Origin of the sequence: Anaerococcus ihuae, assembly GCF_928368155.1 — a bacterium.
GTDB classification, from domain to species: Bacteria; Bacillota; Clostridia; order Tissierellales; family Peptoniphilaceae; genus Anaerococcus; species Anaerococcus ihuae.
This window is the reverse complement of the sequence record NZ_CAKMRU010000001.1, coordinates 128,813-152,869: the sequence shown is the minus strand read 5'-3', so window position 1 is coordinate 152,869 and position 24,057 is coordinate 128,813. Positions and strand designations below refer to the sequence as shown.

General features: G+C 28.8%; 18 protein-coding genes. 4 read left to right on the top strand and 14 right to left on the bottom strand.

What is annotated here, in order from left to right; all coding sequences use genetic code 11:
- Positions 1-60: 60 nt before the first annotated feature.
- The gene (locus L6653_RS00665; RefSeq protein WP_236784919.1) at positions 61-1,956 is read left to right on the top strand and encodes an acyltransferase family protein; all 1,896 of its coding nucleotides are present in this window, start codon (positions 61-63) and stop codon (positions 1,954-1,956) included.
- Between the two features lie 35 nt (positions 1,957-1,991).
- Here the strand turns inward: L6653_RS00665 and L6653_RS00660 are convergent, their stop codons facing one another.
- Genes L6653_RS00660 through L6653_RS00650 form a run of 3 tightly spaced genes read right to left on the bottom strand, consistent with a single transcriptional unit; the run spans position 1,992 to position 6,044 of the window.
- Positions 1,992-3,848: an ABC transporter ATP-binding protein gene (locus L6653_RS00660; RefSeq protein ID WP_236784917.1), complete on the bottom strand. Its 1,857-nt coding sequence runs from the start codon at positions 3,846-3,848 to the stop codon at positions 1,992-1,994.
- Entirely contained in the window at positions 3,838-5,604 is a 1,767-nt protein-coding gene (locus L6653_RS00655; RefSeq protein ID WP_236784915.1) for an ABC transporter ATP-binding protein, read from the bottom strand. The genes L6653_RS00660 and L6653_RS00655 overlap by 11 nt, the downstream gene beginning before the upstream one ends.
- A complete protein-coding gene (locus L6653_RS00650; RefSeq protein ID WP_236784913.1) occupies positions 5,601-6,044 on the bottom strand; it encodes a MarR family winged helix-turn-helix transcriptional regulator in 444 nt (147 codons plus the stop codon). Before L6653_RS00650 ends, L6653_RS00655 begins: the two co-directional genes overlap by 4 nt.
- 96 nt (positions 6,045-6,140) lie before the next feature.
- Between L6653_RS00650 and L6653_RS00645 the strand changes: the two genes are divergently transcribed.
- Together L6653_RS00645 and L6653_RS00640 are read left to right on the top strand one after the other, a co-directional pair.
- A complete protein-coding gene (locus L6653_RS00645) occupies positions 6,141-7,049 on the top strand; it encodes an AAA family ATPase (RefSeq protein WP_236784912.1) in 909 nt (302 codons plus the stop codon).
- Positions 7,042-8,769: a vWA domain-containing protein gene (locus L6653_RS00640; RefSeq protein ID WP_236784911.1), complete on the top strand. Its 1,728-nt coding sequence runs from the start codon at positions 7,042-7,044 to the stop codon at positions 8,767-8,769. The genes L6653_RS00645 and L6653_RS00640 overlap by 8 nt, the downstream gene beginning before the upstream one ends.
- 46 nt (positions 8,770-8,815) lie before the next feature.
- On the opposite strand, the gene murJ is transcribed toward L6653_RS00640, so the two are convergent.
- From murJ to L6653_RS00585, 11 genes are all read right to left on the bottom strand, one after another.
- On the bottom strand, positions 8,816-10,336 hold the full coding sequence (murJ, locus tag L6653_RS00635) for a murein biosynthesis integral membrane protein MurJ (RefSeq protein ID WP_236784910.1): 1,521 nt from the start codon (positions 10,334-10,336) through the stop codon (positions 8,816-8,818).
- Positions 10,337-10,506: 170 nt separating this feature from the next.
- Complete coding sequence (locus L6653_RS00630; RefSeq protein WP_236784909.1) at positions 10,507-11,505, bottom strand: M15 family metallopeptidase; 999 nt, start codon at positions 11,503-11,505, stop codon at positions 10,507-10,509.
- 277 nt (positions 11,506-11,782) lie between these two features.
- The gene (locus tag L6653_RS00625; RefSeq protein WP_236784907.1) at positions 11,783-13,951 is read right to left on the bottom strand and encodes an RNA degradosome polyphosphate kinase; all 2,169 of its coding nucleotides are present in this window, start codon (positions 13,949-13,951) and stop codon (positions 11,783-11,785) included.
- 3 nt (positions 13,952-13,954) lie between these two features.
- The gene (locus tag L6653_RS00620) at positions 13,955-14,860 is read right to left on the bottom strand and encodes a Ppx/GppA phosphatase family protein (protein ID WP_236784905.1); all 906 of its coding nucleotides are present in this window, start codon (positions 14,858-14,860) and stop codon (positions 13,955-13,957) included.
- Between the two features lie 51 nt (positions 14,861-14,911).
- Positions 14,912-15,661, bottom strand: coding sequence for a glutamate racemase (gene murI / locus L6653_RS00615; protein WP_236784903.1), 750 nt, complete (start codon positions 15,659-15,661; stop codon positions 14,912-14,914).
- Positions 15,654-16,496 (bottom strand): 4-(cytidine 5'-diphospho)-2-C-methyl-D-erythritol kinase, encoded by an 843-nt coding sequence (ispE, locus tag L6653_RS00610; protein ID WP_236784901.1) that lies wholly within the window; start codon positions 16,494-16,496, stop codon positions 15,654-15,656. The genes murI and ispE overlap by 8 nt, the downstream gene beginning before the upstream one ends.
- A 125-nt stretch (positions 16,497-16,621) precedes the next feature.
- Positions 16,622-17,464 carry a 3-hydroxybutyryl-CoA dehydrogenase gene (locus L6653_RS00605; RefSeq protein WP_058990798.1) on the bottom strand — a complete coding sequence of 281 codons (843 nt, stop codon included), beginning with the start codon at positions 17,462-17,464 and terminating at the stop codon, positions 16,622-16,624.
- Between the two features lie 112 nt (positions 17,465-17,576).
- Positions 17,577-18,914, bottom strand: a complete 1,338-nt coding sequence (locus L6653_RS00600; protein ID WP_236784899.1) for an acetyl-CoA hydrolase/transferase C-terminal domain-containing protein — start codon at positions 18,912-18,914, stop codon at positions 17,577-17,579.
- A gap of 146 nt (positions 18,915-19,060) precedes the next feature.
- Positions 19,061-20,065: an electron transfer flavoprotein subunit alpha/FixB family protein gene (locus tag L6653_RS00595; RefSeq protein WP_236784897.1), complete on the bottom strand. Its 1,005-nt coding sequence runs from the start codon at positions 20,063-20,065 to the stop codon at positions 19,061-19,063.
- A 10-nt stretch (positions 20,066-20,075) separates the two neighbouring features.
- Positions 20,076-20,888 (bottom strand): electron transfer flavoprotein subunit beta/FixA family protein, encoded by an 813-nt coding sequence (locus tag L6653_RS00590; protein ID WP_058990801.1) that lies wholly within the window; start codon positions 20,886-20,888, stop codon positions 20,076-20,078.
- A 27-nt stretch (positions 20,889-20,915) separates the two neighbouring features.
- On the bottom strand, positions 20,916-22,052 hold the full coding sequence (locus tag L6653_RS00585; protein ID WP_236784895.1) for an acyl-CoA dehydrogenase: 1,137 nt from the start codon (positions 22,050-22,052) through the stop codon (positions 20,916-20,918).
- 567 nt (positions 22,053-22,619) lie between these two features.
- Here L6653_RS00585 and L6653_RS00580 point away from each other — a divergent pair.
- The gene (locus L6653_RS00580; protein ID WP_236784893.1) at positions 22,620-24,047 is read left to right on the top strand and encodes a D-lactate dehydrogenase; all 1,428 of its coding nucleotides are present in this window, start codon (positions 22,620-22,622) and stop codon (positions 24,045-24,047) included.
- Positions 24,048-24,057: the final 10 nt, after the last annotated feature.

Sequence of the window (24,057 nt, the reverse complement as noted above, 5' to 3'; positions counted from 1 at the left end):
TTCGCTAATCTATTGATATTTTTCTCTTGATAATTTATAATTAACTTCATTGGGGGATACATGAGAAAACACAAACAAATAGATTCATTCACTTTTTTAAGAGCTATTTTTATTATTGCAATTTGCATTTTTCATTCATCAGTTCAAATTTTGCCTGGTGGATTTATGGCAGTAATCGGCTTTTTTGTTATGAGTGGATTTTTAATGATGAAAAAATTAAATAGTATAGAAAACTTCAATTTGGAAGAATTTAAAATAAATATTCAAAAAAGATTTTTAAAGCTTATGCCTAGCTTGATTTTTGTAATAAGCTCATCTTTAATAATAGCTTTGATTTTTTCTAAAATTATTTTTCACGATTCAATCAAAGCTTCAATTCCATCTGCCCTAGCTTTTCAAAATTTATACCAAATTTTTAAGGGTGGTTCTTATTTTACTAAAAATGGATATTTTTCTATCTTTACTCATTTTTGGTATATATCCATGCAAATTCAATTTATTTTGATTTTTTATCTGATAAATTATTTATTGGATAAATTTAAGGATAAATATAAAGATAAATTTACAAATAAAGAAATAAGAATTTATGTTTTTGGATTACTTTCAGTAATTTCAATCTCGTTGATGGTTATTTTTTCTTTTGACAAAAATAATATTTCAAGAATTTACTATGGTCCAGATACCAGAATTAATGCAATTTTTATTGGAGCTATCACCTATCTTTTGGTTGATAATTTTACTAAAATTATTGATTTTTCAAAAGAAAAAGAATTTTCAGAAAAATACATTTTGTATGGTATTTTGTTATTAAGCTTTATCATTTACTTTTTAGTAAACGGGGAAAATTTATATACTTATAGGATAATTATTCCTATTTATACCTTAATTCAAGCTTTGTTAATTGGATTTTTATATACTTATGAAAAAGAGAATATAATTTCAATTAATAAAAAAGAAATGGGATTTGTAAAAACTTTTCTTTATTATATAGGTCTTAGATCTTATTACATTTATATGTGGCAATATATAATAAATACTTTTATATCCTACGCCTTTGCCCATACTACAAAAAGTAGGATTTTGGCTTACATTTTGGAAATATTTTTGGTTTTGATTTTATCTGAAATAACTTATATAATTTTTCAAAAAAAATTTGACCTAAAAAAATATTTTATTATATCTGCTATCCTAATTTTAAGCCTAAATGTTTTGGCAAACTTTATTCCAAATCCTAAGGCTGAAGATATGAAAAATCTTGAAAAAAGAATAAATGATAACAAGGAAAACATTAAGAAAAATAACGAAAAATTTTTACAAGATCAAAAGAAAAAAGAGAACAAGAATAAACTTTCAAATTCAAATGAAAAAGACAAAAACAAAAAAGAAAATGATAATAAAAAGTCTGAAAAAAAAGAAATTACTTTTGAAAAAAAAGCTTATGATGATTTTAATTTTACAGAAAATGAAAGGGAATTTTTAAAAAATACTTCAATTACTGCAATTGGGGATTCGGTTTTAATAAATGTCGATCCTTTTATTAGGGAATTTAATCCTAATCTTTATCTTGATGCTGAAGTTGGAAGGCAAATGACTGATGGACCAAAAGTTTTACAAGATATAAAAAATAAAAATGGACTTGGAAATATAATCCTTGTTAGCCTTGGTTCTAATGGAACCTTAAGCAAGCAAAATATGCTTGATATTTTAAACATTTCTGAAGGAAGAAAGGTATTTTTTGTAAATACTATCAACAGCCAGTCTTGGGAAGGTCCAATTAATGCAAGAATCAAAAAATTCTGTGATGAAAATCAAAACGCCTACATGGTTGATTGGTACAAATTTGCCAAGGAAAAAGCAAATTTATTCGCCAAAGATATGGTTCATCCAGAAGTTGAAGGTTCAAAAGTTTATAGAAATCTTATTGAAAGAGAAATCATAAATTCTTTTGCAAAATAATAAGCGTAGTGTCAAACGACCACTACGCTTTTTTCTTAATCTAATTCCAATTTTCCAGTATATAATTGATAGTAAGTTCCTCTTTTTTCCATTAAAGATTCGTGATTTCCTCTTTCAATTATTCTTCCATCATCCATTACCATTATTACGTCAGAATTTTTGATTGTTGATAATCTGTGGGCAATTACAATCGATGTTGAACCCGCCATAAGATTATCCAAAGCTTCTGTTACTGTAAGCTCTGTAGCTGAATCGATTGAACTTGTTGCTTCATCCAAAATTAACATTGACGGCTCATCAACTGCTGCTCTTGAAATTGAAACCAATTGATTTTGTCCATCTGATAAACTTGATCCATTTCCATAAATTTTTGTATCATAGCCTTGAGGAAGTCTTCTTATAAAAGAATCCGCCTTGCTCATCCTTGCTGCAGCTTTTATTTCATCGTCATTTGCATCTAGCCTTCCATATCTTATATTTTCATATATAGAATCTGTAAATAAATTTACATCTTGAAGTACCATTCCAAATGCTCTTCTTAAAGCTTGTTTTTGAATTTTATTAATATCAATATCATCAACTTTGATTGATCCTGAATCTATATCATAAAATCTTGTGATTACATTTGTTATGGTTGTCTTACCAGCTCCGGTTGATCCTACAAAGGCGATTTTTTCTCCCGGTCTTGCATAAAAACTTACATCTTTTAAAATTTGATTTTTCCCATCATATGAAAAATTAACGTGTTCAAAATCAATTTTTCCTTCAAGCTTTTTATATATTGCTTTACCATTTTCAATTTTTTTCCAAGCATAAATTCCTGTTAAAGTATCTGATTCATGAAATTTTCCATTTTTATCAATTGTTGCGTGGACTAGATCAATATATCCATTATCTTTTTCGCCTTCCATATCCAAAATTTCAAAAATCCTATTTGCCCCAGCCATAGCTTGAGCCAAGACATTTGCTTGTTGGGAAACTGTAGCGATTGGGTTTTGCAATTGCCTTACATAGGTTAAATATGTTACCAAAGTTCCTACGCTCATTTGACCAATTATTGTAAGAAAAGCACCAGCTATACAAATTATTGCGTAGGAAATATTAATCCCATTTTTTAGAAATGGCATAATTTTTCCCATAACTGTGTTTGCCTTCCAAATTAATTCTCTAACCCTATCGGCAGTTTTATTAAATTCTTCTATCAAATTATTTTCAAAATTAAAAACTTTTACAACCTTTTGACCTGATAAAGTTTCTTCTATAAATCCATTCATTTTTCCAATTTCTACCTGGTTTTTCGAAAATAATTTTGTAGATTTTTTTATTATTCTTTTCAAAACTGCAAGCATTAAAAATATTGTCAAAATTGTTAGAAGTGTTAGTTTGAAATTAATTACAAACATCATTATAAAAGTTCCGGTAAATAAAAGAAATGATTGTAAAAGATTTGGGATTGATGATGATAGGGATTGGCTTAACATATCAGTATCATTTGTAAATCTTGACATTATTTCCCCGTGGGTATTTTGGTCAAAAAATCCAACTTCCAAACTTTGAACTTTTTCAAATAATTCATTTCTTATATCTTTAACACTTCTTTCACTAACCCTTACCATAAGTCTTGAAAAAATTATGGAAGTTATAACGCTTGTTCCAAATAAAACTATCATTTTAATAATATTTGCCATAAGGCCAGATATATCTGCTTTTAATATAGTATTATCAATTGTAGGTCTTAAAAGTGCCATTCCAAAAATTTGGCTTGCTGTTGAAATAATTACAGAAATTATTACAAGGCACATTTGCCACTTATATTTAAATAAATATTTTAAAAGCCTTTTTATTGCACCCTTGGAAGTTTTATTTTTGGATGAATTTAATTTATTTTTCATCTATATCACTTCCTTTCTCTTGCATATCGTAGGTTTTTTTATAAAATTCGTTTTTATTGTAAAGTTCGTCGTAACTTCCAATATCTTCAATATATCCATCTTTCATAACCATAATCCTATCACAGCCTTTAAATGATGAAACTCTTTGAGATATTATTATTTTTGTAAGTTTATTGGAATATTTATTTATTCCATCAACAATTTTTCTTTCTGTTTTTGTGTCAACTGCTGAAGTCGAATTATCTAAAATTAAAACTTTTGGTTTTTTTAACAAAGACCTTGCAATACAAATTCTTTGTTTTTGTCCACCAGAAACTCCACTTCCTCCTTGACCCAAAACTGATTTATATCCATCTTTTCTTTCTTTAATAAATTCATCTGCACAAGCAATTTTTGAAACTTTTTCTACTTCTTCAAAGGATGCGTTCACATCACCCCACCTTATATTTTCTTCAATTGTTCCAGAAAATAAGGTGTTTTTTTGTAAAACTATATTTACGGCATCTCTTAATTTTTTTAAATCATATTTTTTAATATTTTCTCCACCAACTTTAATTTCCCCTTCATAAATATCATAAAGTCTTGGAATTAATTGAACTAAACTTGATTTACTTGATCCGGTTGAACCCAAAATCCCAATTGATTCTCCCTCTTTTATGTGAAGATTAATATTTTTTAGGGCAAAATTATCAGAATCTTTTCCGTATTTAAATGAAACATTTGAAAAATCAATTGACCCATCTTTAACTTCAAGATTATTTATTTTTTCATCATTATTCATGTAAGGCTTATGTTCTATAACCTCAGCAAGTCTAACAACTCCTGGACTTGATGACATCATTTGAACTAAAACCATAGAAATTCCAATAAATGCTCCCAAAAGCATCATTGAATACATGATAAAACTCATTAGCTCTCCAACTTGGATTTTTCCACTAATAATTTCATTTCCACCAAACCAAACAATGGAAATCATAGATCCAAACATAATTACATTTGCAATTGGAAAAATATATGAAATTGCCCCACCAGCCTTATCAATTAATTTGAACATGGTGAAATTTTGTTCTCTTAGTTTTTTGATTTCAAAATCATCTCTTACAAAAGATTTTACAACCCTAATATTTGCTAAGGATTCTTGAATAATTTGATTTAATTTGTCAAATTCTTTCCTGTATTGTTTAAATCCAGGAATTGCCTTAGACATGGTAAAAAATATGGCTACAAGCAAAAGTGGCAAGGTCACCAAAAATAAAAGTGAAAGTCTTGGTGAAACTTTTACTGATAAAATTACTGCAACAATTGCCATAACCAAAGTTTTTATAATAAATCTTACTCCCAAAAATACAGAAAAAATGATTTGTTGGATATCACTTGTAAGTCTTGTTATTAAAGATGAAGTCCTAAATTCTTCCAAATCTTCAAAACCAAATTCTTGAATTTTTCCAAATGAAATTTTTCTTAAATTTGCTCCAAAACCTGAGGAAGTTGCCGATGCGTGTTTGGTTGCGACCATTCCTGTATACATGCACAAAAGTGAAACCAAAATCATTAGTCCACCCAAAATTAGAGTCATTTTTATATCTTTCCTGCTTACTGCCCTATCGATTATAAGTGCCATTATAGTTGGAACAACTAGCTCCAAAATGGTTTCTATGGTCGTTGCAAACATAGAAATTTTTGCATTTTTCTTATAATCTCCAAAGGCTGGCGTAAGATATTTAAAATTCTCAAAAAATTCTTTTAAACTATTCAAATCTCCTCCTTATTAAATACGCACAAAATTTCAGCAAGATCTGAAAAGTCTTTTGTCATTTGATCAATTTTTTCTTCTCCCAACTTATCATATAATTTCTCATTAAATTCAATTAAGGGTTTTAAAAATTCATCAGCATAAATTTTTCCTTTTTCAGTCAATACCAAAATTTTTACTCTCTTATCATCTTTATCTGAAATTTTTTTTATATATTCTTTTTCACAAAGCTCAATTATTACATTATTGATTGTTTGTTTGGCAACAGCCATTCTTTCTACAATCATAGCTTGAGTGATTTTTTCTTCATAAATTAGAAATAAAAAAATTGCAGTCTCAATTCCATTAGCTTTTCTATCTTTGAAGCTTTGGTTTTTTAGGCCCTGCACTTTTCTAATTAAGGAAAATAATTTAAAAATTTCAAGTGATTTATCTTTTTTCATTTTCTTCCTTTCTATTTTTAATTATTATAGTCCTAAAATGGACTTTGTCAATAGCCTCTAAAAATTTTTGTTGTATAATATCAGTTGAGGTGAATTATGATAGATTATTTAAATGAAATAAATTTAGATCAAAAATTAATTGATAAAATAATAGAATTTAGAAAATCAAATATAGATGATGAGGACAAGGATAGAATTGTTAAACCAGAATTTAAATATTATGGTGAAGATGTTTTGAAAAAAGCAATCACTGCAATTTTATCTGGAAAAAATATTTTACTTTCTGGTCCAAAAGCCACAGGAAAAAATGTTTTAGCCCAAAATCTTTCCTATATTTTTAATCGTCCATCATGGGATATTTCTTTTCACGTAAATACTGATTACAATTCCTTGGTTGGAGCTGACACTTTCAAAGACGGAAAAGTAGTTTTTAGAAAGGGTCCAGTTTATGAATGTGCAAAAAAAGGTGGCTTTGGAGTTTTGGATGAAATAAATATGGCAAAAAACGAAGCAATTTCTGTCCTCCACGCAACCCTTGATCACAGACGTGTAATTGATATTCCAGGCTATGACAAAATAAAGCTTGACGATAAGACAAGATTTATTGCAACAATGAATTATGGTTATGTTGGAACAAGAGAAGTAAACGAGGCACTTGCATCAAGATTTATGGTTATAAATATGCCAAATATTACAAGAGAAAATTTAAAACACTTATTAAGGGATAAATTTCCAAAATTAAAAGAAAAATATATGGAAACTTTTATAGATATTTTTGAATCTCTCCAAGAAAAAAGTGAAAATTCGGAAATTTCTACAAAATCAGTCGACCTTAGGGGATTAATTTCTGCAATTGAAACTATGGAAATAGGACTTAACCCATACGATGCAATAGAAATGGGACTAATTAATAAATCTTTTGATGAATTTGAAAGAGAGCTTGTAAGAGATAGCGTTGATTCAAAACTTCCAAAAGAAATCAAAGAGAGTGTATTTGATGACTGATACTTTCGAAAAGTTAAGGGCAATGAATGTAATTTGGGATTTTGCTGATGATTATAAAATTTTTCCAAAATCATACTTTCCCATGGATAAAAATTACAAAAATATAATTGAAGGGTACAAGTTTAAAAATTTTAGGCTTGATTTATTTTCTTCATTTTTTTCTTATTTAAAAAAGGACAACCCTTTTTTTGAAGAATTTAAGGCAATCACCCTTCTTTTGTTGGAAGATTTATCCTACAGAAAATTAGAAAAAACAAATCTTGTTATAAAAGATTTAAGAAAATCTTATGCCAAAAAAATTCTCGACAAATACCAATACAAAAAAGAAACCGACAATGTTTACGAACAAATTGAAAAGGCCTATTATGGGAAAATTTTTAATAAACCTATAACCGAAGCAAGGCTTGTAAGAGATTTTTATGCTGAACTTTTTTCAATTGATACCTATAAGTCTAGCGAAATAATTGAAAAATTAAACGAGCTTTTCAAAAAATATTTTCTTTTTGAAAGATTTGACCAATACAATGAACTTTTTGATCAAATGATAAAGGAAGAAAAACCCAAAAATTTTGATCATGAAGATTTGGACGAGTCTGACATTGAAAAAAATATTGAAGACCAATTTCAAATCCAATCAGCAGAATTTAATGGTTATATTTATTTTGAAGAAAAAAAAGAAGATATGAACAAGGATATATTTATCTTTGAAAAATCTGATAGTGAAAAAGACAAAAGAGAAGATTCCTTTATAGAGGATTTTTATGGAAAACTTTCTATAAGCAAAAAAAGGCAAGAACTTTTGGAAAAAGAACTTGCCAAGGGCATTCATAAATCAAAAAAATTGTATTTTACCAAGGGAGAATACACTGATTCTCCAAATGCAAAATTCAACCAAAAAGTTAGGAAAAAACAAAGGGAAAAAACAAAAGAATATATTGAAAATAATCTTTCAATAAACAACAGGGCTGTAAATGAGCTAACAAGAACTATAGAAAATTCTTTAGCAAATCACGAAGAAGATGAGCTTTACAGAAAAAATTATGGGCTTCTTGATTCTATAAATGTTTGGAGGGCTCCTGTATTAAATGAATCCAAAGTATTTTTTTCAAATAACAAAGATCCAAAACCAAAATTTCAATTGGATTTACTAATTGACGGATCGGCAAGCCAAATCAAAAGGCAAAATCTTGTAGCAAACCAAGCTTTTATAATTGCAAATGCCATGGATAAGGTAAATATTCCTATAAGAGTTTCTTCTTTTTCAACTTTAAGAGATTATACAGTTTTTAATATGTACAGGGATTTTAAAGATAAGGGAAAAAATGAAAATATTTATAATTTTTTCGCTTCTGGTGCAAACAGAGATGGTCTTGCCTTTAAAACAATCCACAAATTAATCAATGAAGATAAAAATGAAAGTGTGAGAAAAATTTTAATAATTTTATCGGACGGACGCCCAAATGATGAAAAGCACAATATAAATACAGTAAATGCAAAAATTAAGGACCAATATATAGACAAAAAAGCAGTTGATGATACTGCAAAAGAAATAAGATCTTTAAAAAGCGATGGAATCCAAGTTTTGGGAGTATTTACTGGAGAAGATGAAGATATAGAAAATGCAAAATTAATATATGGAACTGATTTTTGTAGGATAAAAAATTTAGACAATTTCTCAAAAATAGTTTCAATCTATATGAAAAATTTAATAGCAAACTAAAGATGACCCAGCATTTTACTAGGTCATCTTTTAATTTATTTTAAAACTATTTTTTAAATTTATGGTAAAGATGATTTACCATCTTCATAACTTCTGGAATTCTTGATAAAAGAATTGTAAATATATAGAAAATTGCCCCTAGAAAAATTGATATAAACATAGCTAATAGGTATGACATTTTTCCGCTTAATGAACCATAAATTTTCCAAACTAGAAGTCCCATTAAAATTGAAAGTATGGTAATTTTTATCAATGATTTTAATGATGATTTGAAATTTAATCTTCCAAAATTTTTTCTAAATTTATAAAGCATCATTAATGCTCCAGCGAGCGCTGAAATTGTTGTTGCAAGTGCCAATCCTTCAATATCGAAAAATTTTATCAAAATAAAATTGAAAATTATATTTATAATTTGTTGGATTACAACTATTATTACTGGTGATTTTGAATCTCCAACTGCATAAAATCCCTTGTCAATAACATCTGAAAATGATTGAAAAATTACAAATGGTGCATATGCAATAAGCATAGCTGCTGTGATAATTACTGATTTATCATCAAAGGCTCCTCTTTGATAAACTAGTTTTATTATTGGAACTGCCAAAGCCATCATCCCTATTGTTGCAGGTATTACCAAAAGCATGGTTGAAACTATGGCTGAATTTATGTGACTTTTCATATCTTCAAATTCTCCACTTTGACCCAAATGTGAAATGGTTGGAAAAATTGAAGTTGTAACTGAAACTGTTATAACTCCTGTTATTAAAGATAAAAGAGTTTTTGAATATCTTAAATAAGATATTGATGCATTTCCAAAAAAGTATGAAGCCATGGAATTATCTACTGTAAGAGCAATCTCTCCTGCAGCTGATGAAACTATAACTGGAATTGCAATCCAGATTAATGATCTTATATATTTATTGTGTATATCAATTGTGTTTGAGTGTTTGTAACCATGATCTCTATTTGCCTTTGGAAACATTATATACTGCAAAACATTTCCCAACAAACATCCTATTGCTAGAAGATATGGATTTTTGGCAAGGCCTGAAAAAATTGTAAAGGCAATTATTATTACATTCATTATTATGCCAGTAATGGCTGGTATAAAGAAATTTCCTTTTAAATTTAAATATCCCCTAAATACTGCTGAATACAAATATGCAAAAATTGCAAACATTATAATTCTTGTAAATACAATTGCTGTTTGTAAAAGTTCGCCCTTTAAATCAGGAGAAAATAATTTACAAAAAGCTCCAGCAAAAATAAATCCAATAATTACTGCCACAAGACTAAACACCATCAAAATATTAAAAATATTTGAAGTAAATTCTTCAGCCGCTTCTTCTCCCTCTTCATTTTTCGCCTTGGTGTAAATCGGAATAAATCCAAAAATAATACCTGATGCGACAAAATTTGCTATAACCACTGGGAGAGTGTTTGCAACTGCATAAATTGCAACTATATCTCCCGCTCCATAAAAATATGCCATAACAGATTCTCTCAAAAATCCAAAAACTTTGGAAAGAATTGTTACAATCATTAACATAAAAGCAGTTTGTCCCATAAATACCTCTCTTTTTAATTTATAAATTGTATTATATCTTTTAAAATCTTACTTTCAATTAAGTGAATTTTATAAAATTCAAAAATTTATTTTTCATTTTAAATTTTAATCTTTAATAAAAAAATAAAAATAAGCACAAGAAATAGACCTATCACTTGTGCTATAATTTATTATTTTATTTTCAAATATTCTTCTAAAGAAAGATTATTATCAAACATAGACTTAGCATTTTCTACACCAACATATCTAAAATGCCAGCATCTTTCTTTTTTTCCAGTAATACTTTCCTTATCTTTAGTATATCTTTGTATAAATCCGTATTTATAAGCATTTTCCTTTAGCCATTTATACTCATCTGTTTCTTTAAATTTATCTGAATATTTTGTATTATCAGTATAAAAGTCAAAACAAGTTCCTGTTTGGTGCTCACTCGTAAAAGCCAAGTCCGCATCAGGATTATTTTGATCTAATAATTTTTCTTCACTTTGGCCTAATCTAAAATCTGACGCGATTTTTAAATCTAATCCTTGTCTTTGTATATCAATAAGCATAGTATCAAAAGCTTTTTTGCTGGTTGGATCTAAGCCTGGATCAAAATCTTTTGGTAGAGGATTTTTTTCATTTACAAATACAATTCCATTTATAACATTGATATTTTCTTCCCCCTTAAGCTTTCCGAGACCATATTTATTCACATAATAAAAATCATCATTTATTTTTATTTTTGAAAAAGAATTCTCTGTACCATAATATTCAACATATTGGTTTTTATTAATACTTACTTCAGTTTTTGTAAAATCGCTTGGTTCTTGGTAGCAGTATTGACTTTTTAATGATTTTACATAGGATTTCATAACATCACTATAACCATCATTATCAATTTTTTCTTCATCAGAAATTACAACATTTTCAAATCCAATAGGTGTTGCAACTTGAGTTTTAACTGCTTTTATTTCATCTTTTATTTCTTCTTTTTTGTTTGCCTGTGCATACCTGTTTTCTACTGGTCTTTTAATTTGAAAATCATCGGTATTTCTTTTAAAATCTATCTTCAAAGCTCCTGTTATCAAAAGAGCAAATATTCCAACTTTAATTAAATTTTTTCTTCTTTTTATTTTTTTCTCTCTTAATTTTTTACGTCTTAAATCTCTAATACTTTTGTTTGCCATTTTTAGTTTTCTTCCTTAAATATATTTCAATATAACTAAATTTACGTCTGTGGGATTGTTTTCAAAACCATACAAATATATTTCAATTCATAAAAAAAGATTTTAAAAACTTTATAATATTTTCTTAACTCCATTATAACATAAGTTTTGAGAAATATGTAGAGTATAAATGATTTTTTTCGAAAATTATTAAAAAAAATCGCTAATAATTAGAAATTCTAATTTTTAGCGATTTAAAATTTATTTTTAATAAATCCAAACTGTATATGGTTTAAATTTACTTTCTAAAAAAATCTTTTATTTTTTCAAAAAATGTTTTTGATTTTTCCTTGTCATTTTCATTTATAGAAATATTATTTGGAATAAGCTCACTCCTATTTACTAAATCTTTTTCCCTAGCACTAGCTTTCGCAAGTTCTATGAATCTTTCTTGGGCAATTAGATTTTTTTTGTTTTCTACCTTTTCATATTCACCCTTAGAGTTCATGACCCTAGTTTTTACATCATCAGCAAACATTATATCTAAAAATTCCAAAATTCGTTTTTTTATAGATTCTTGATAAATTGGACAGGCAACTTCCATCCTATTTCTAATATTTCTTGTCATAAAATCTGCTGATGAAATATATAATTTGCAATCATCACTTTGACCAAATTGATAAACTCTATGGTGTTCAAGAAATCTTCCAACAATTTGATGTATTTTTATATTTTCTGTCCTATTTTTTATTCCTGGTAAAATACAAGTAATTCCCCTAACCATAAGATCAATTTTTACTCCCTCATTTGAGGCTTCTGATAATTTATCTATCAAAATTCTATCAGAAATTGAATTCATTTTAAGTCTTATATAACCATTTTTGCTTTCTTTTTGCCTTTGTATCTGTTCATCAATTAATTCATAAAGCCTTCTTTGCATTGGTTTTGGTGAAACTAAAAGATGTTTGTAGTCCCCATCAAGATTTCCTATCATGATATTATCAAAAACTTCCTTAACATCGGTTCCTATTCCAACATTACTTGTCATAAAAGAAAAATCCGTGTAAAGTTTTGCAGTTTTTTCGTTATAATTTCCTGTAGCAATTTGACTTGTGTAGGCAATTTTGTCATCTTTTATTCTTGTTATTAGACAAACTTTCGAATGGCACTTGTAATTATCAAATCCATAGACAATTTTACATCCAGCATTTTCAAGTCTTGATGACCAGATAATATTATTATTTTCATCAAATCTTGCTCTTAGTTCCATTAAAACAAAAACTTCTTTTCCATTTTCTGCTGCCTTTATTAGGGCTTTAGCAATTTCAGAATCTTTGGCAATCCTGTATAAAGTTATTTTTATACTTATAACTGATTCATCTACGCTTGCTTCATTTAACAATCTAATTACTGGATCCATGCTCTCATAAGGATAGGATAAAAGAAGATCATTTTTTTCTATTTGATCAAGCATTGGAATGTCATCTTGAATTTTGTCTGATTTTTGTGGCGAAAAACTTTCATAATAATATTTCTCTTTTAGTTCTTCAGGCATATCATCAAGCATATCAAAAACAAACCCTGCTCTCATTGGAGATTTTGTAACAAATACATTTTCTCTTTTTAATGGGAGTTTTTCCAATAATAAAGCAAAAACTTCTTCTTCAATTTCCTCATCAAGTTCAAGCCTTACAGGTTGGAGTCTTTTTCTTCTTTTTAAAACATCTTTCATATAAGACCTATAATCAAGGTCAACATCATAATCATCATCATCGTATGAAATATCTGCATTTCTCGTAACAGACATTATATGCTTTGAAATGCACTTGTAATTATCAAAGACATTTTCCCCAAATTCTTTAATAATATCTTCAAGCAAAACCATAGTTGTTTGAGAAACTTTTAAATATCTATCAATCTTATCTGGGACATAAATTATTCCAAAATAATTTCTGTCTTTCTTATTTTCTCTTTCCTTTACAAGATTAAAAATAACATTTATAGAAAGATTTGGAAGCCTTGGAAATGGTCTTACCCTATCGACAACTTGAAAATTTAAAATTGGTTCAATCTTACTATCAAAATAAAATTTTGCAGTTTCATAATCTTTTTTATCAAGATTTGAAACTTTTTCAATATTTATCCCTTCACTTTTAAAATCATTTATAATACTAGTATAAACTGAGTCTTTTTTTTGGTATAATCTTTTACATTCTTTCATAATGGCAGCAAGCTGATCTTCTGGAGTCATATTTGACTTATTATCAACTGCTTTTTTCTTAAGCCTTGTCAAATCTTCAAGTGAACCTACTCTAACCATAAAAAATTCTTCTAAATTTGTATCAAATATAGAGAAAAATTTTAGCCTTTCAAACAATTCAACATTTTTTTCATCCGCCTCATCCAAAACTCTCTCATTAAATTTCAGCCAAGACAATTCCCTGTTTTGCGTAAAAGATATATCCATTTTCTATTCCTTTCCTAGTACTTTATCGTAAACATATCCCTCTCTTACACCAGTTTGACTTATATTTATAACATCGGCCTTAAAATATTTTGCAATTTTATTTAAAATAATCATGCCAGGAATAAGAGTATGAACCCTATCAGCCTTTACAGAAAGAATCAAATCCAAAAGTTCTTTATTTTCATGGTCAATCAAATCTTTTATCATATCTTTGAGCTTTTTCCTTTCCATAGAAAAATTATCCTTATCAATATTATAATATTCATTGTATAATTTTAGGCTTGCCCTAGCAGAACCACCAACTCCACACAAAGTTTCATGATTTTCTTGATAGAAATTTCTCTCTACTAATTCATCTTCAATGGCCTTTTCAATATCCTTTCTATCATCTTTTGTAGGAAATAAAAATTCAACATTATCATTAAAAGAAGAAAGAGAACCTATATCAAGAGATGTAGATTTAATAACCTTACCTTGCTCAATTATTACAATTTCACTAGATCCGCCGCCTATATCAGTCAAAACTCCCTTTTTAATTTCAAGTGAAGAATTAGCTCCAATAAAGGCAAATTGTGATTCCTCTTCACCAGATAAAATTTCAATATCAAAGCCTATTTCATCCTTAACTTTTTTTAAAATTTCACTTCTATTAGAAGAATCTCTGATTGTAGCTGTTGCAAATGGTAAAACTACATCTATATCATCAAAATTATCAATAAGGTGTTTGAATCTTTTCAAAGTATCCATTAATCTTTCAACACCCTTATCGCTAAGCTTTCCATTTTTTATATATGACCTAAGACTTGCTCCTTCTTTTTCATTAAATAAATTATGGATTATTCCATCTTTTTCCTTATAAACTGAAAGTCTTATAGTGTTTGATCCGATATCTATAATCGCATATATCATATAATTTTCTCCTTTTTTTAATATAAAATTTATGTAAAATTTTTGTAAGATTTACTTATAAGCACTTTTCACTTTGAAATCCTTACCCATGATAATATTTGTCATTTTTTGTGAGATTTCATTTACATTAGTCATATAAATCTCTATATTTAAATTCTCATCCTCATCAAAAACAATATCCCTTGCCAAAACCTTGGCAGGATCAATAATATTTGCTTCATAAGTTAAATTTTTCTTAATTTCTTTTTCAATAATTGGATAATGCGTGCAACCCAAAATTATATTCTTGATTTTTTTTTGATTTGCAAAAGCTAAATATTCTTTCAAATCACTATTAAGCTCCCTACCATTTACTATGCCTTGTTCAATAAATGAAACCAAGGAAGGACAAGCTTGTTCGAAGACTTTTTTATCAGAAAGTTTACTTATTTTTTCTTTATAGCCATGTTTTAAGCAAGTTGCTCTTGTTGCCATAACAAAAACATCTCCATCTTTTTTTATAAGCTCCTCAACTCCTTGATCAGTTATAGAAATAAATTTCTTATCAAAAGTCTTTTTAAGCTCATCAATTGCCACAACAGAAATAGTATTACAAGCAACAACAAAAAAATCAATATCTTTTTTAAGTAAAAATTTAACAATATTTTTTGAAAGTTCGATTATTTCACCACTTGACTTATCTCCATAAGGAACATTTTTATTATCACCAAAGTAAAAATAATTAGCCTTATGTTTATCACTTAATTCTTTAAGAACTGTAAGTCCTCCAAGTCCAGAATCAAAAACTCCAATATTAGTCATCTATCAAACTCACCCTCTCAACAAATTTATAATCGTTTTTAATTTCATTAAAAGCTTTATTAATTTTTTCTTCATCAAAAAATACAGCAAAAATACTAGCTCCACTACCACTAAGAAGTGCTTTGGCTGCCCCTAGATTTTCAAGTCTATTTTTTATTTTATAAAGATGAGGAAAATTTTCATATACCACATCTTCCATCACATTAGAAAAATATTTTACAATATTTTTATCAGAAGATTTTAAACCTTCAATTATTTTTTCAGTTTCAATATTTCCATAATCTTTTAATCTTTTATATACAAAATTTGAAGAAATACTTGTCCCATCATTTACCAAAAGAATTTTCATATCTAAATTTATATCAAAAGGAGATAAAATTTCTCCAATACCTTGGGCTCTTGCAGATTTTTTCAAAAAGAAAAACGGAATATCAGCTCCCAAATTTTTTCCAATATCAAAAATTTCCCTATCACTCATATTCAAATTCCACAAATCATTTAAAGCCAAAATCATTTCAGCACAATCAGTAGACCCACCAGCAAGACCCGCAGCTATGGGAATATTTTTTTCTAAATATACATTAACTCCAGGATTTTCTACCTTGTTTTTTAAAATATCCCAAGCTTTATAAATCAAATTATTTTTAATATTTTCATTAGATAAAACTTCACTGTTAGTTTTTATTCTTATATCATTCGTATTATTTTTTTCAATTTTTAATTTATCAAACAAAGAAATCCTAGTCATAATAGTATCAATTTCATGATAACCATCATTTCTTTTATACAAAGAATCTAAACTAAGATTAATTTTACAATAACATTTTCTTTCCATAATTACCTCAATATAATTATACCATAAGGAATTTGTTGAAAATAAAAATACAAATAAAATTTTTAAAAATAAAAAAATTCACACAAAAAAAGACTTCGCTTATGCAAAGTCTTTTAAAATTTAAATTATTTAGAATAGTCGTAGAATCCTTTACCAGTTTTTCTACCTAAATCTCCTGCTCTTACCATTTGTCTTAATAATGGGTTTGGACGATATTTGCTATCACCAAATTCATTGAATAGTACTTCCATAATTGCAAGACATGTATCAAGTCCTATAAGGTCAGCTAAAGCTAGAGGTCCCATTGGATGGTTTGCTCCAAGTTGCATTCCCTTATCAATATCTTCAACGCTTGCAAGTCCATCATATAAAACTCCGATTCCTTCGTTGATCATTGGAATTAAAAGTCTGTTTACAACAAATCCTGGACCTTCTTTTACTTCTATTGGTTGTTTTCCAAATTCTTCAGCAAGTTCAAATACTTTTTTATTTGTTTCATCGCTTGTGTGAAGTCCTCTAATAACTTCTACAAGTTTCATTACTGGAACTGGATTGAAGAAATGCATTCCTATTACATTTTCTGGTCTTTTTGTTGATGCAGCTATGTCAGTAATTGAAAGTGAAGATGTATTTGAAGCAAGAATTGCTCCTTCTTTAACTACTTCATCTAATTCTTTGAAAATTTCTTTTTTAAGTTTTGGATTTTCTGTTGCAGCTTCTATAACTATATCGCAATCAGCCAAATCTTTAACTTCTGTTGTGTAAGAAATATTTTTTATAGCTTTTTCTTTAGCGTCTTCTTCCATTCTTCCCTTAGAAACTTGTTTAGCATAATCTTTTTCAATTCTAGCTTTAGCGTTTTCTAAGAATTCATCTTTGATATCTCTTACTACTACTTCGTGGAATTTAGCAGCTACTTCTACAATTCCGCCACCCATAATTCCTGATCCAATTACACCAATTTTCATATTTACTCCTTTGTTTTTTAAAAAAGTTTCGTTTGCTTGTTAAATTAATAACTTATACATATATTATAACATTGTTTTCCCGTTTTATCAAGAAATATTGACTTTTTTTTAACTATTTATTAGATTTTCTCCAAATTCTCATTTTTTCAGCCTCTTTTATAAGATCATCTCTAAATTCTGGGTGAGCAATTGAAATTAATTTTTCTGTTCTTTCCCATAAAGATTGACCCTTTAGGTTAACCATACCAAACTCTGTAGCTATAAAATGAGTGTTAGCTCTACAACCTGTTGGTTGAGTTCCTTGTAATAAAGTTGGAACTATATTTGAATGTCTAACTCCTTTTTTATCAACTCTTGATGAATGTAGGGTTACAAAAGATTTTCCACCTTTAGAATTATATGCACCAAGCATAAAATCTAAAGCTCCACCTGAACCTGAAATATGTTTTATTCCAGAACTTTCAGCAGAAACTGTACCATTCAAATCAACTTCAAGGGCTGAGTTTATTGACATAAAATTATCTAAAGCAGAAATTTGTTCTATTCCATTACAATAATCTACTGGAGCTGCACAAAGTTCTTCATTATTATCTATAAAATCGTACAATTCATTGCTACCAGCTGCAAAGGCATAAACTTGTCTTCCCCTATCAATATTTTTCTTTTTACCTGTAATTTTTCCAGCCTTTGATAATTCTACAAAAGAATCTACATACATTTCTGTATGAACTCCCAAGTCTTTTAAATCAGAATTTGCAATTTCATTTCCAATTGCTGTAGGAAGTCCACCAATTCCAATTTGAAGACATGCTCCATCAACTAATTCTTCTACTACATATTTTGCAACTTCCTTATCCAATTCGCTTGGTTGAGGTTTTCCCAAAGCTATCATTTCTGGATTTGATCCTTCAATGATATAATCAACTTCATTAATGTGGATACAATTTTCATAACCACCAAGTCCTTTTGGTACATTTTTGTTCACTTCTATTATTACTATATCTGAATTTTCAATCGCAGCATAAAGATGTGATGCTGAAACACCAAAGTTAAAAAATCCATGCTCATCCATTGGAGTAGCTTGGGTTACAAAAACATTTGGTTTTTTTATTGATGTTCTGTAATATTTAGGAAGTTCAGAATATTTTATTGGCGCATAAAACGCTCTTCCTTGGCCAGCTAATTTTCTTATAGGTCCCAAAGAATGCCAAGAGTTATAAACAAAATGTTCATTTGTTGGATCAGCATCAAATATTTTGAATTTTTCAAGCTCCACTCCACCTCTGACAACGATGTCATTAAGATTAGTAATTTCTTTTGCCAAAGCTTCATCAAAATCATGTGGCGAAATAACTCCCCATGAATAGTCAACATAATCTCCATCTTTAACAAGCTTTGCCGCATCCCCTGCACTTATTAATTTTTCTTTATAAAGCTTACTATAGTCCATATCATCCTCCATTTGCTTTTATATTTTCATAATAATAGAAAAATTTATATTATCTTTAATAAAAATTAAGGATGAGAGTTATCTCATCCTTAAAATCAATTTGAGATACTAATAATGATATACCCAAATTTATAAATTTAATTTAATTATTTTCCTTTTTTCTTATTTATTGCTTCTGTAAGTTTTGGTACAACTTCAAATAAATCTCCAACTATACCATAGTCAGCTCTACCAAATATTGGAGCATCTGGATCTTTATTTATTGCTATAACTTTATCAGCAGCATTTATACCTGCCAAGTGTTGGATAGCTCCAGAAATTCCTACAGCTATATAAACTCTTGGTCCTACAGTTTTTCCTGATTGTCCTACTTGGTGGGAGTGTGAAATCCAACCAGCATCTACAGCCGCACGGCTTGATCCAACAGTTCCATCAAGTGCATCTGCTAAATCTTTAATAAGTGAGAAGTTTTTAGGATCTCCAAGTCCACGTCCACCAGAAACTATAAATTCAGCTCCAACTAAATCAACTTCATCTCCCTCATCTCTTGGAATGAAATCTAATATTTTTGTTCTAGCTTCACCTTCAAATTTGATATCTTCATCAATTACATCTATATCATCTTTAGCTCCAATAGCTTCTTTTGAGAATACTCCTGGTCTAACAGTTCCCATTTGTGGTCTGTGGTCTGGACATAAAATCATAGCCATTAAGTTTCCACCAAATGCAGGTCTTGTCCATCTAACTTCTTTTTTCTCAGCGTCAATACCAAGTTCTGTACAGTCTGCTGTAAGTCCTGTGTGAAGTCTAGCTGAAACTCTTGGTCCCAAATCTCTTCCTTGGTTTGTTGCACCAATTAAGATTATATTTGGACTATATTTTTTTACTAATTGGTCTATTGCGTCTGCATAAATTTCAGTATTATATTCTTTGTAAACTTCATCATCAACTGTGATAATTCCATCTACACCATATTCTTTAACTTCTTCTTTAGCCTTATCAACATTTGATCCGATAATTATAGCATAAAGTTTTTCATCAATAGCATCAGCCATTTTTCTTCCTGGATTCATTAGTTCAAGGCCAACATTTACAGCTGATCCATCTTCTTTTGTTTCTACAATTACCCAAAGATTTTTATTTTCACTCATCTATATCCTCCTAAATAAGTTTCTCATCAGAAAGAGCATTTATTAACTTATCTACAGAAACGCTAGCATCTTCATCGTTGTAGATTTCTCCAGATTTCTTATGTTCAGGTGTATAAGATTTTTTAACTCTTGTTGGTGAACCTTTAAGTCCTATTGCTGTTTCGTCAATATTTTCTTTTAGTTCTTCAAAAGTAATTTGTTCAATTGTAGCTTTTTTAGCTTTCATTTTATTTTTGATTTTAGGATATCTTAATTCTTCATCACCATATTTTGTAAATGTTACAAGTGCTGGAAGTTTAGCTTGAATATTTAATGCTCCACCTTCAACTTCTTTAAGAACTTTGATTCCTTCATCATTTAATTCTGCTGTATAAGCATAAGTTACTTGTGGAAGGTCTAAGTGTTCAGCGATTTCTGGACCTACTTGAGCTGTATCTCCATCAATTGCTTGAAGACCACAGAAAATCATGTCATAATCGCCTTCTTTTTTAGCAACTTCTTTTATAGCTTCTGAAATAATATAGCTTGTTGCTAGTGTATCAGAACCACCAAATTTTCTATCAGTAACCAAGTATGCCTTGTCAGCTCCTACTGCTAAAGTATCTCTAAGCATTGATTCAGCTTGAGGTGGTCCCATTGAAATTACTGTAATTTTTACATTTTCTGGATCTTTATCTTTTATTCTTAAAGCTTGTTCAAGGGCAAAAGCATCATAAGTATTTAAGATACTAGGAACTCCCTTTCTAATAAGAGTATTAGTTTCAGGGTCTATTTTAATTTCATTAGTATCTGGAACTTGCTTTGCACATACAAATATATTCATTTATTCCTCCTAAATTTTTACTATAACTTATCTTAATAAGGCTCCTGATACAACCATTAACATTACTTCTGAAGTACCTTCATAAATTTCTGTAATTTTTGCATCTCTCATCATTCTTTCAACATCATATTCTTTGATATATCCATATCCACCAAGAATTTGAACTGCTCTACTTGCTACATATGATGCTGTTCTTGAAGCTTTTAATTTTGCCATAGCTGCTGCTACTGAATAATTTTCACCAGCATCTTTTAGGCTAGCTGCCTTATAAACTAAGTGTCTTGCTGCTTCTATTTCTATAGCCATTTCAGCTAATTTAAATTGAGTATTTTGGAATTTTGCTAAAGGACGTCCAAATTGTTCTCTTTCTTTAGAATATTGAATAGCTTTTTCTAAAGCACCTTCTGCAATACCAAGAGCTTGAGCTGCGATTCCTATTCTTCCTCCATCAAGAGTAGCCATAGCAATCTTAAATCCTTTACCTTCTTCACCAAGTAAATTTTCTTTAGGTATTCTACAATCTTGGAAGATTAATTCCATAGTTGATGAACCATTGATTCCCATTTTGTTTTCAAGAGTACCAAAATCAAATCCTTTTGTTCCTTTTTCAACTATAAATGCAGAAATACCATGATTTCCTTTAGATTTATCTGTCATAGCAAATACAATATATGTTTCAGCGTATCCACCATTTGTAATAAATATTTTTGTACCATTAAGTACATATTCATCACCATCAAGTTTTGCAACTGTTTGTTGACCTGAAGCATCAGTTCCAGCATTTGGTTCTGTTAGAGCGAAAGCTCCTAATTTTTCTCCGCTTGCAAGTGGTGTTAGATATTTTTTCTTTTGTTCATCATTAGCAAATTTGTTTATACAATCTGCACATAAAGATGTGTGAGCTGATAAAACTACACCTGTTGATGCACAATATTTTGAAATTTCTTCAACTGCAAGTACATATGTAAGTGTGTCAGCACCTTGTCCGCCAAATTCTTCATCAAATGGTATACCAAAGAAACCTAATTCTTGCATTTTTGCAACTGTTTCTTCTGGGAACATGTGTTCTTCGTCAACTTTTTGAGCTAAAGGTTTAACTTCGCCTTCTGCAAAATCATGAAACATTTCTCTCATTTCTTCATAATCTTCTGATAATTTATACATATTTTCTCCTAAATAATTTTCCATATTTATTATTTTTATCGTTAAAAATAATATCTAGAAACACTTTTGATTGCCTATGTTATTATATTAACAATGGGACTTAGACTTGTCAAGCCTCTTAGCTAATTATTTATCAAGCTTTTAAGCTTTAAGTCCTTAAATATTTTGAAAATCTTTTCTTGGTAAATAAAAAATCTAGATTGAAAATGCAATTTTGATTTAATTTATTTATAACAATATTAAAGAAAAAAGATTTCCCAAAATATCTTTACCTACACTATAATAATATCATAACCTGTCAATCTGTCAAATCTTTATCAATATATTAAAAATCTTCATTCATCTTTAATTACTCTATTTATTTGATATTTATTTATAATTTAATTTTAGGAAAATTTAAACATATATATATTACATATTTTTATATGAGAAAATAAATATTGTTTATATTTTAATTATTTATGGGAAAGCTTTTCCGATTGTTAAAATAATGTTATACTTAAATAGACAACTAATGTGGCAAGTTAATTATACATATTAATTACTATTTAAATTTAGGAGGGAAAAATGTGTTACAACAAAATTAACGATGAAATTATTGAAAAAATCAAATCATCTGTCAATGGAAAAGTTTATGTGGGAGAAGAAATAAATGAAGATTTTTTCCACGATGAAATGCCAATATATGGACAAGGCATTCCAGATCTTTTGGTTGATGCTACTTGTAAAGAAGATGTAGCAAATATTATGAAAATATGTAATGAAAATAAAATTCCTGTAATAGCAAGAGGTGCTGGTAGTGGTTTGACTGGTGCTGGCGTTGCTATTAAAAATGGTGTAATGATTAATATGCAATCTATGAACAAAATTTTAGAATTTGACGAAGACAACATGGTTGTTCGTGTTGAATCTGGAGTTTTGTTAAGTACTTTAGCTCAAGCCTGCCTTGATAAAGGATATTTATATCCACCTGATCCAGGTGAAAAAAATGCTACACTTGGTGGAAATGTTTCACTAAATGCTGGTGGAATGCGTGCAGTTAAATATGGAACAACTCGTGATTATGTAAGAAAAATGGAAGTTGTTTTGCCAAATGGAGAAATTACAACTTTTGGATCTATTGTTTCTAAATCTTCTACAGGTTATTCTTTAAAAGATTTGATGGTTGGAAGTGAAGGTACTCTTGGAATTATAACTGAGCTTACTTTAAAAATAGTCCCAAATCCTAAACATACTGTTTCTTTAATTGTGCCTTTTGAAGATTTGGATGATTGTATTTCTACTGTTCCAAAATTATTCCAAAATAATTTAAATCCTCAAGCTATAGAATTTATGGAAAGAGATATTGTTATTGCAAGCGAAAAATATATAGGCAAGGAAACTTTCCCAAAAACTATGGAAGGAATTGATGTTGGAGCTTATTTATTAATTACTTTTGATGGAGATGATGAGGATTTAATCGACAATACTCTTGAGCAAGCTGCTGAAGTTTTGGTTGATAACGGAGCTATTGATGTTTTGGTTGCTGATACTCCAAATGCAATCAAAGATGCTTGGGCTGCAAGAAGTTCTTTCCTTGAAGCAATTGAAACTCAAAATAAACTTTTGGATGAATGTGATGTGGTTGTTCCAGTTACAAAAATTGCTGAATATATAAACTTTGTTAACAAGGAAAGTGAATCTTACATGTTTGATGTAAAATCTTTCGGCCATGCTGGTGATGGAAACTTACACATCTATACCCTATCAAACGAAGAAGATAAGCTTGATCAATTTAAAGAAGAAGTCGACAAATTCATGGATGTAATTTACAAAAAAGCATATGATTTAGGTGGAAAAATTTCTGGTGAACATGGAATTGGTCATGGAAAGAAAAAATACTTAAAGAATTTTGAAGGAGATGTAAATATCGAGATAATGAGAGGAATCAAAAAAGCCTTTGACCCAAATATGATTTTAAATCCAGATAAAGTTATTGCCTTATTAGGTGAGTAAATTTAAAGGA

What these genes read in the sequence shown, in the direction of transcription:
- L6653_RS00585 (WP_236784895.1), bottom strand. Translation starts at nt 22,052, where the DNA reads ATGTATAAATTATCAGAAGATTATGAAGAAATGAGAGAAATGTTTCAT.
- L6653_RS00600 (WP_236784899.1), bottom strand. Translation starts at nt 18,914, where the DNA reads ATGGACTATAGTAAGCTTTATAAAGAAAAATTAATAAGTGCAGGGGAT.
- L6653_RS00605 (WP_058990798.1), bottom strand. Translation starts at nt 17,464, where the DNA reads ATGAAAATTGGTGTAATTGGATCAGGAATTATGGGTGGCGGAATTGTA.
- L6653_RS00645 (WP_236784912.1), top strand. Translation starts at nt 6,141, where the DNA reads ATGATAGATTATTTAAATGAAATAAATTTAGATCAAAAATTAATTGAT.
- L6653_RS00630 (WP_236784909.1), bottom strand. Translation starts at nt 11,505, where the DNA reads ATGGCAAACAAAAGTATTAGAGATTTAAGACGTAAAAAATTAAGAGAG.
- L6653_RS00595 (WP_236784897.1), bottom strand. Translation starts at nt 20,065, where the DNA reads ATGAGTGAAAATAAAAATCTTTGGGTAATTGTAGAAACAAAAGAAGAT.
- L6653_RS00660 (WP_236784917.1), bottom strand. Translation starts at nt 3,848, where the DNA reads ATGAAAAATAAATTAAATTCATCCAAAAATAAAACTTCCAAGGGTGCA.
- L6653_RS00650 (WP_236784913.1), bottom strand. Translation starts at nt 6,044, where the DNA reads ATGAAAAAAGATAAATCACTTGAAATTTTTAAATTATTTTCCTTAATT.
- L6653_RS00625 (WP_236784907.1), bottom strand. Translation starts at nt 13,951, where the DNA reads ATGGATATATCTTTTACGCAAAACAGGGAATTGTCTTGGCTGAAATTT.
- L6653_RS00640 (WP_236784911.1), top strand. Translation starts at nt 7,042, where the DNA reads ATGACTGATACTTTCGAAAAGTTAAGGGCAATGAATGTAATTTGGGAT.
- L6653_RS00580 (WP_236784893.1), top strand. Translation starts at nt 22,620, where the DNA reads ATGTGTTACAACAAAATTAACGATGAAATTATTGAAAAAATCAAATCA.
- L6653_RS00590 (WP_058990801.1), bottom strand. Translation starts at nt 20,888, where the DNA reads ATGAATATATTTGTATGTGCAAAGCAAGTTCCAGATACTAATGAAATT.
- ispE (WP_236784901.1), bottom strand. Translation starts at nt 16,496, where the DNA reads ATGGAAAGAAAATGTTATTGTAAAATTAATCTTAGTTTAGATTCTTTG.
- murI (WP_236784903.1), bottom strand. Translation starts at nt 15,661, where the DNA reads ATGACTAATATTGGAGTTTTTGATTCTGGACTTGGAGGACTTACAGTT.
- L6653_RS00620 (WP_236784905.1), bottom strand. Translation starts at nt 14,860, where the DNA reads ATGATATATGCGATTATAGATATCGGATCAAACACTATAAGACTTTCA.
- murJ (WP_236784910.1), bottom strand. Translation starts at nt 10,336, where the DNA reads ATGGGACAAACTGCTTTTATGTTAATGATTGTAACAATTCTTTCCAAA.
- L6653_RS00665 (WP_236784919.1), top strand. Translation starts at nt 61, where the DNA reads ATGAGAAAACACAAACAAATAGATTCATTCACTTTTTTAAGAGCTATT.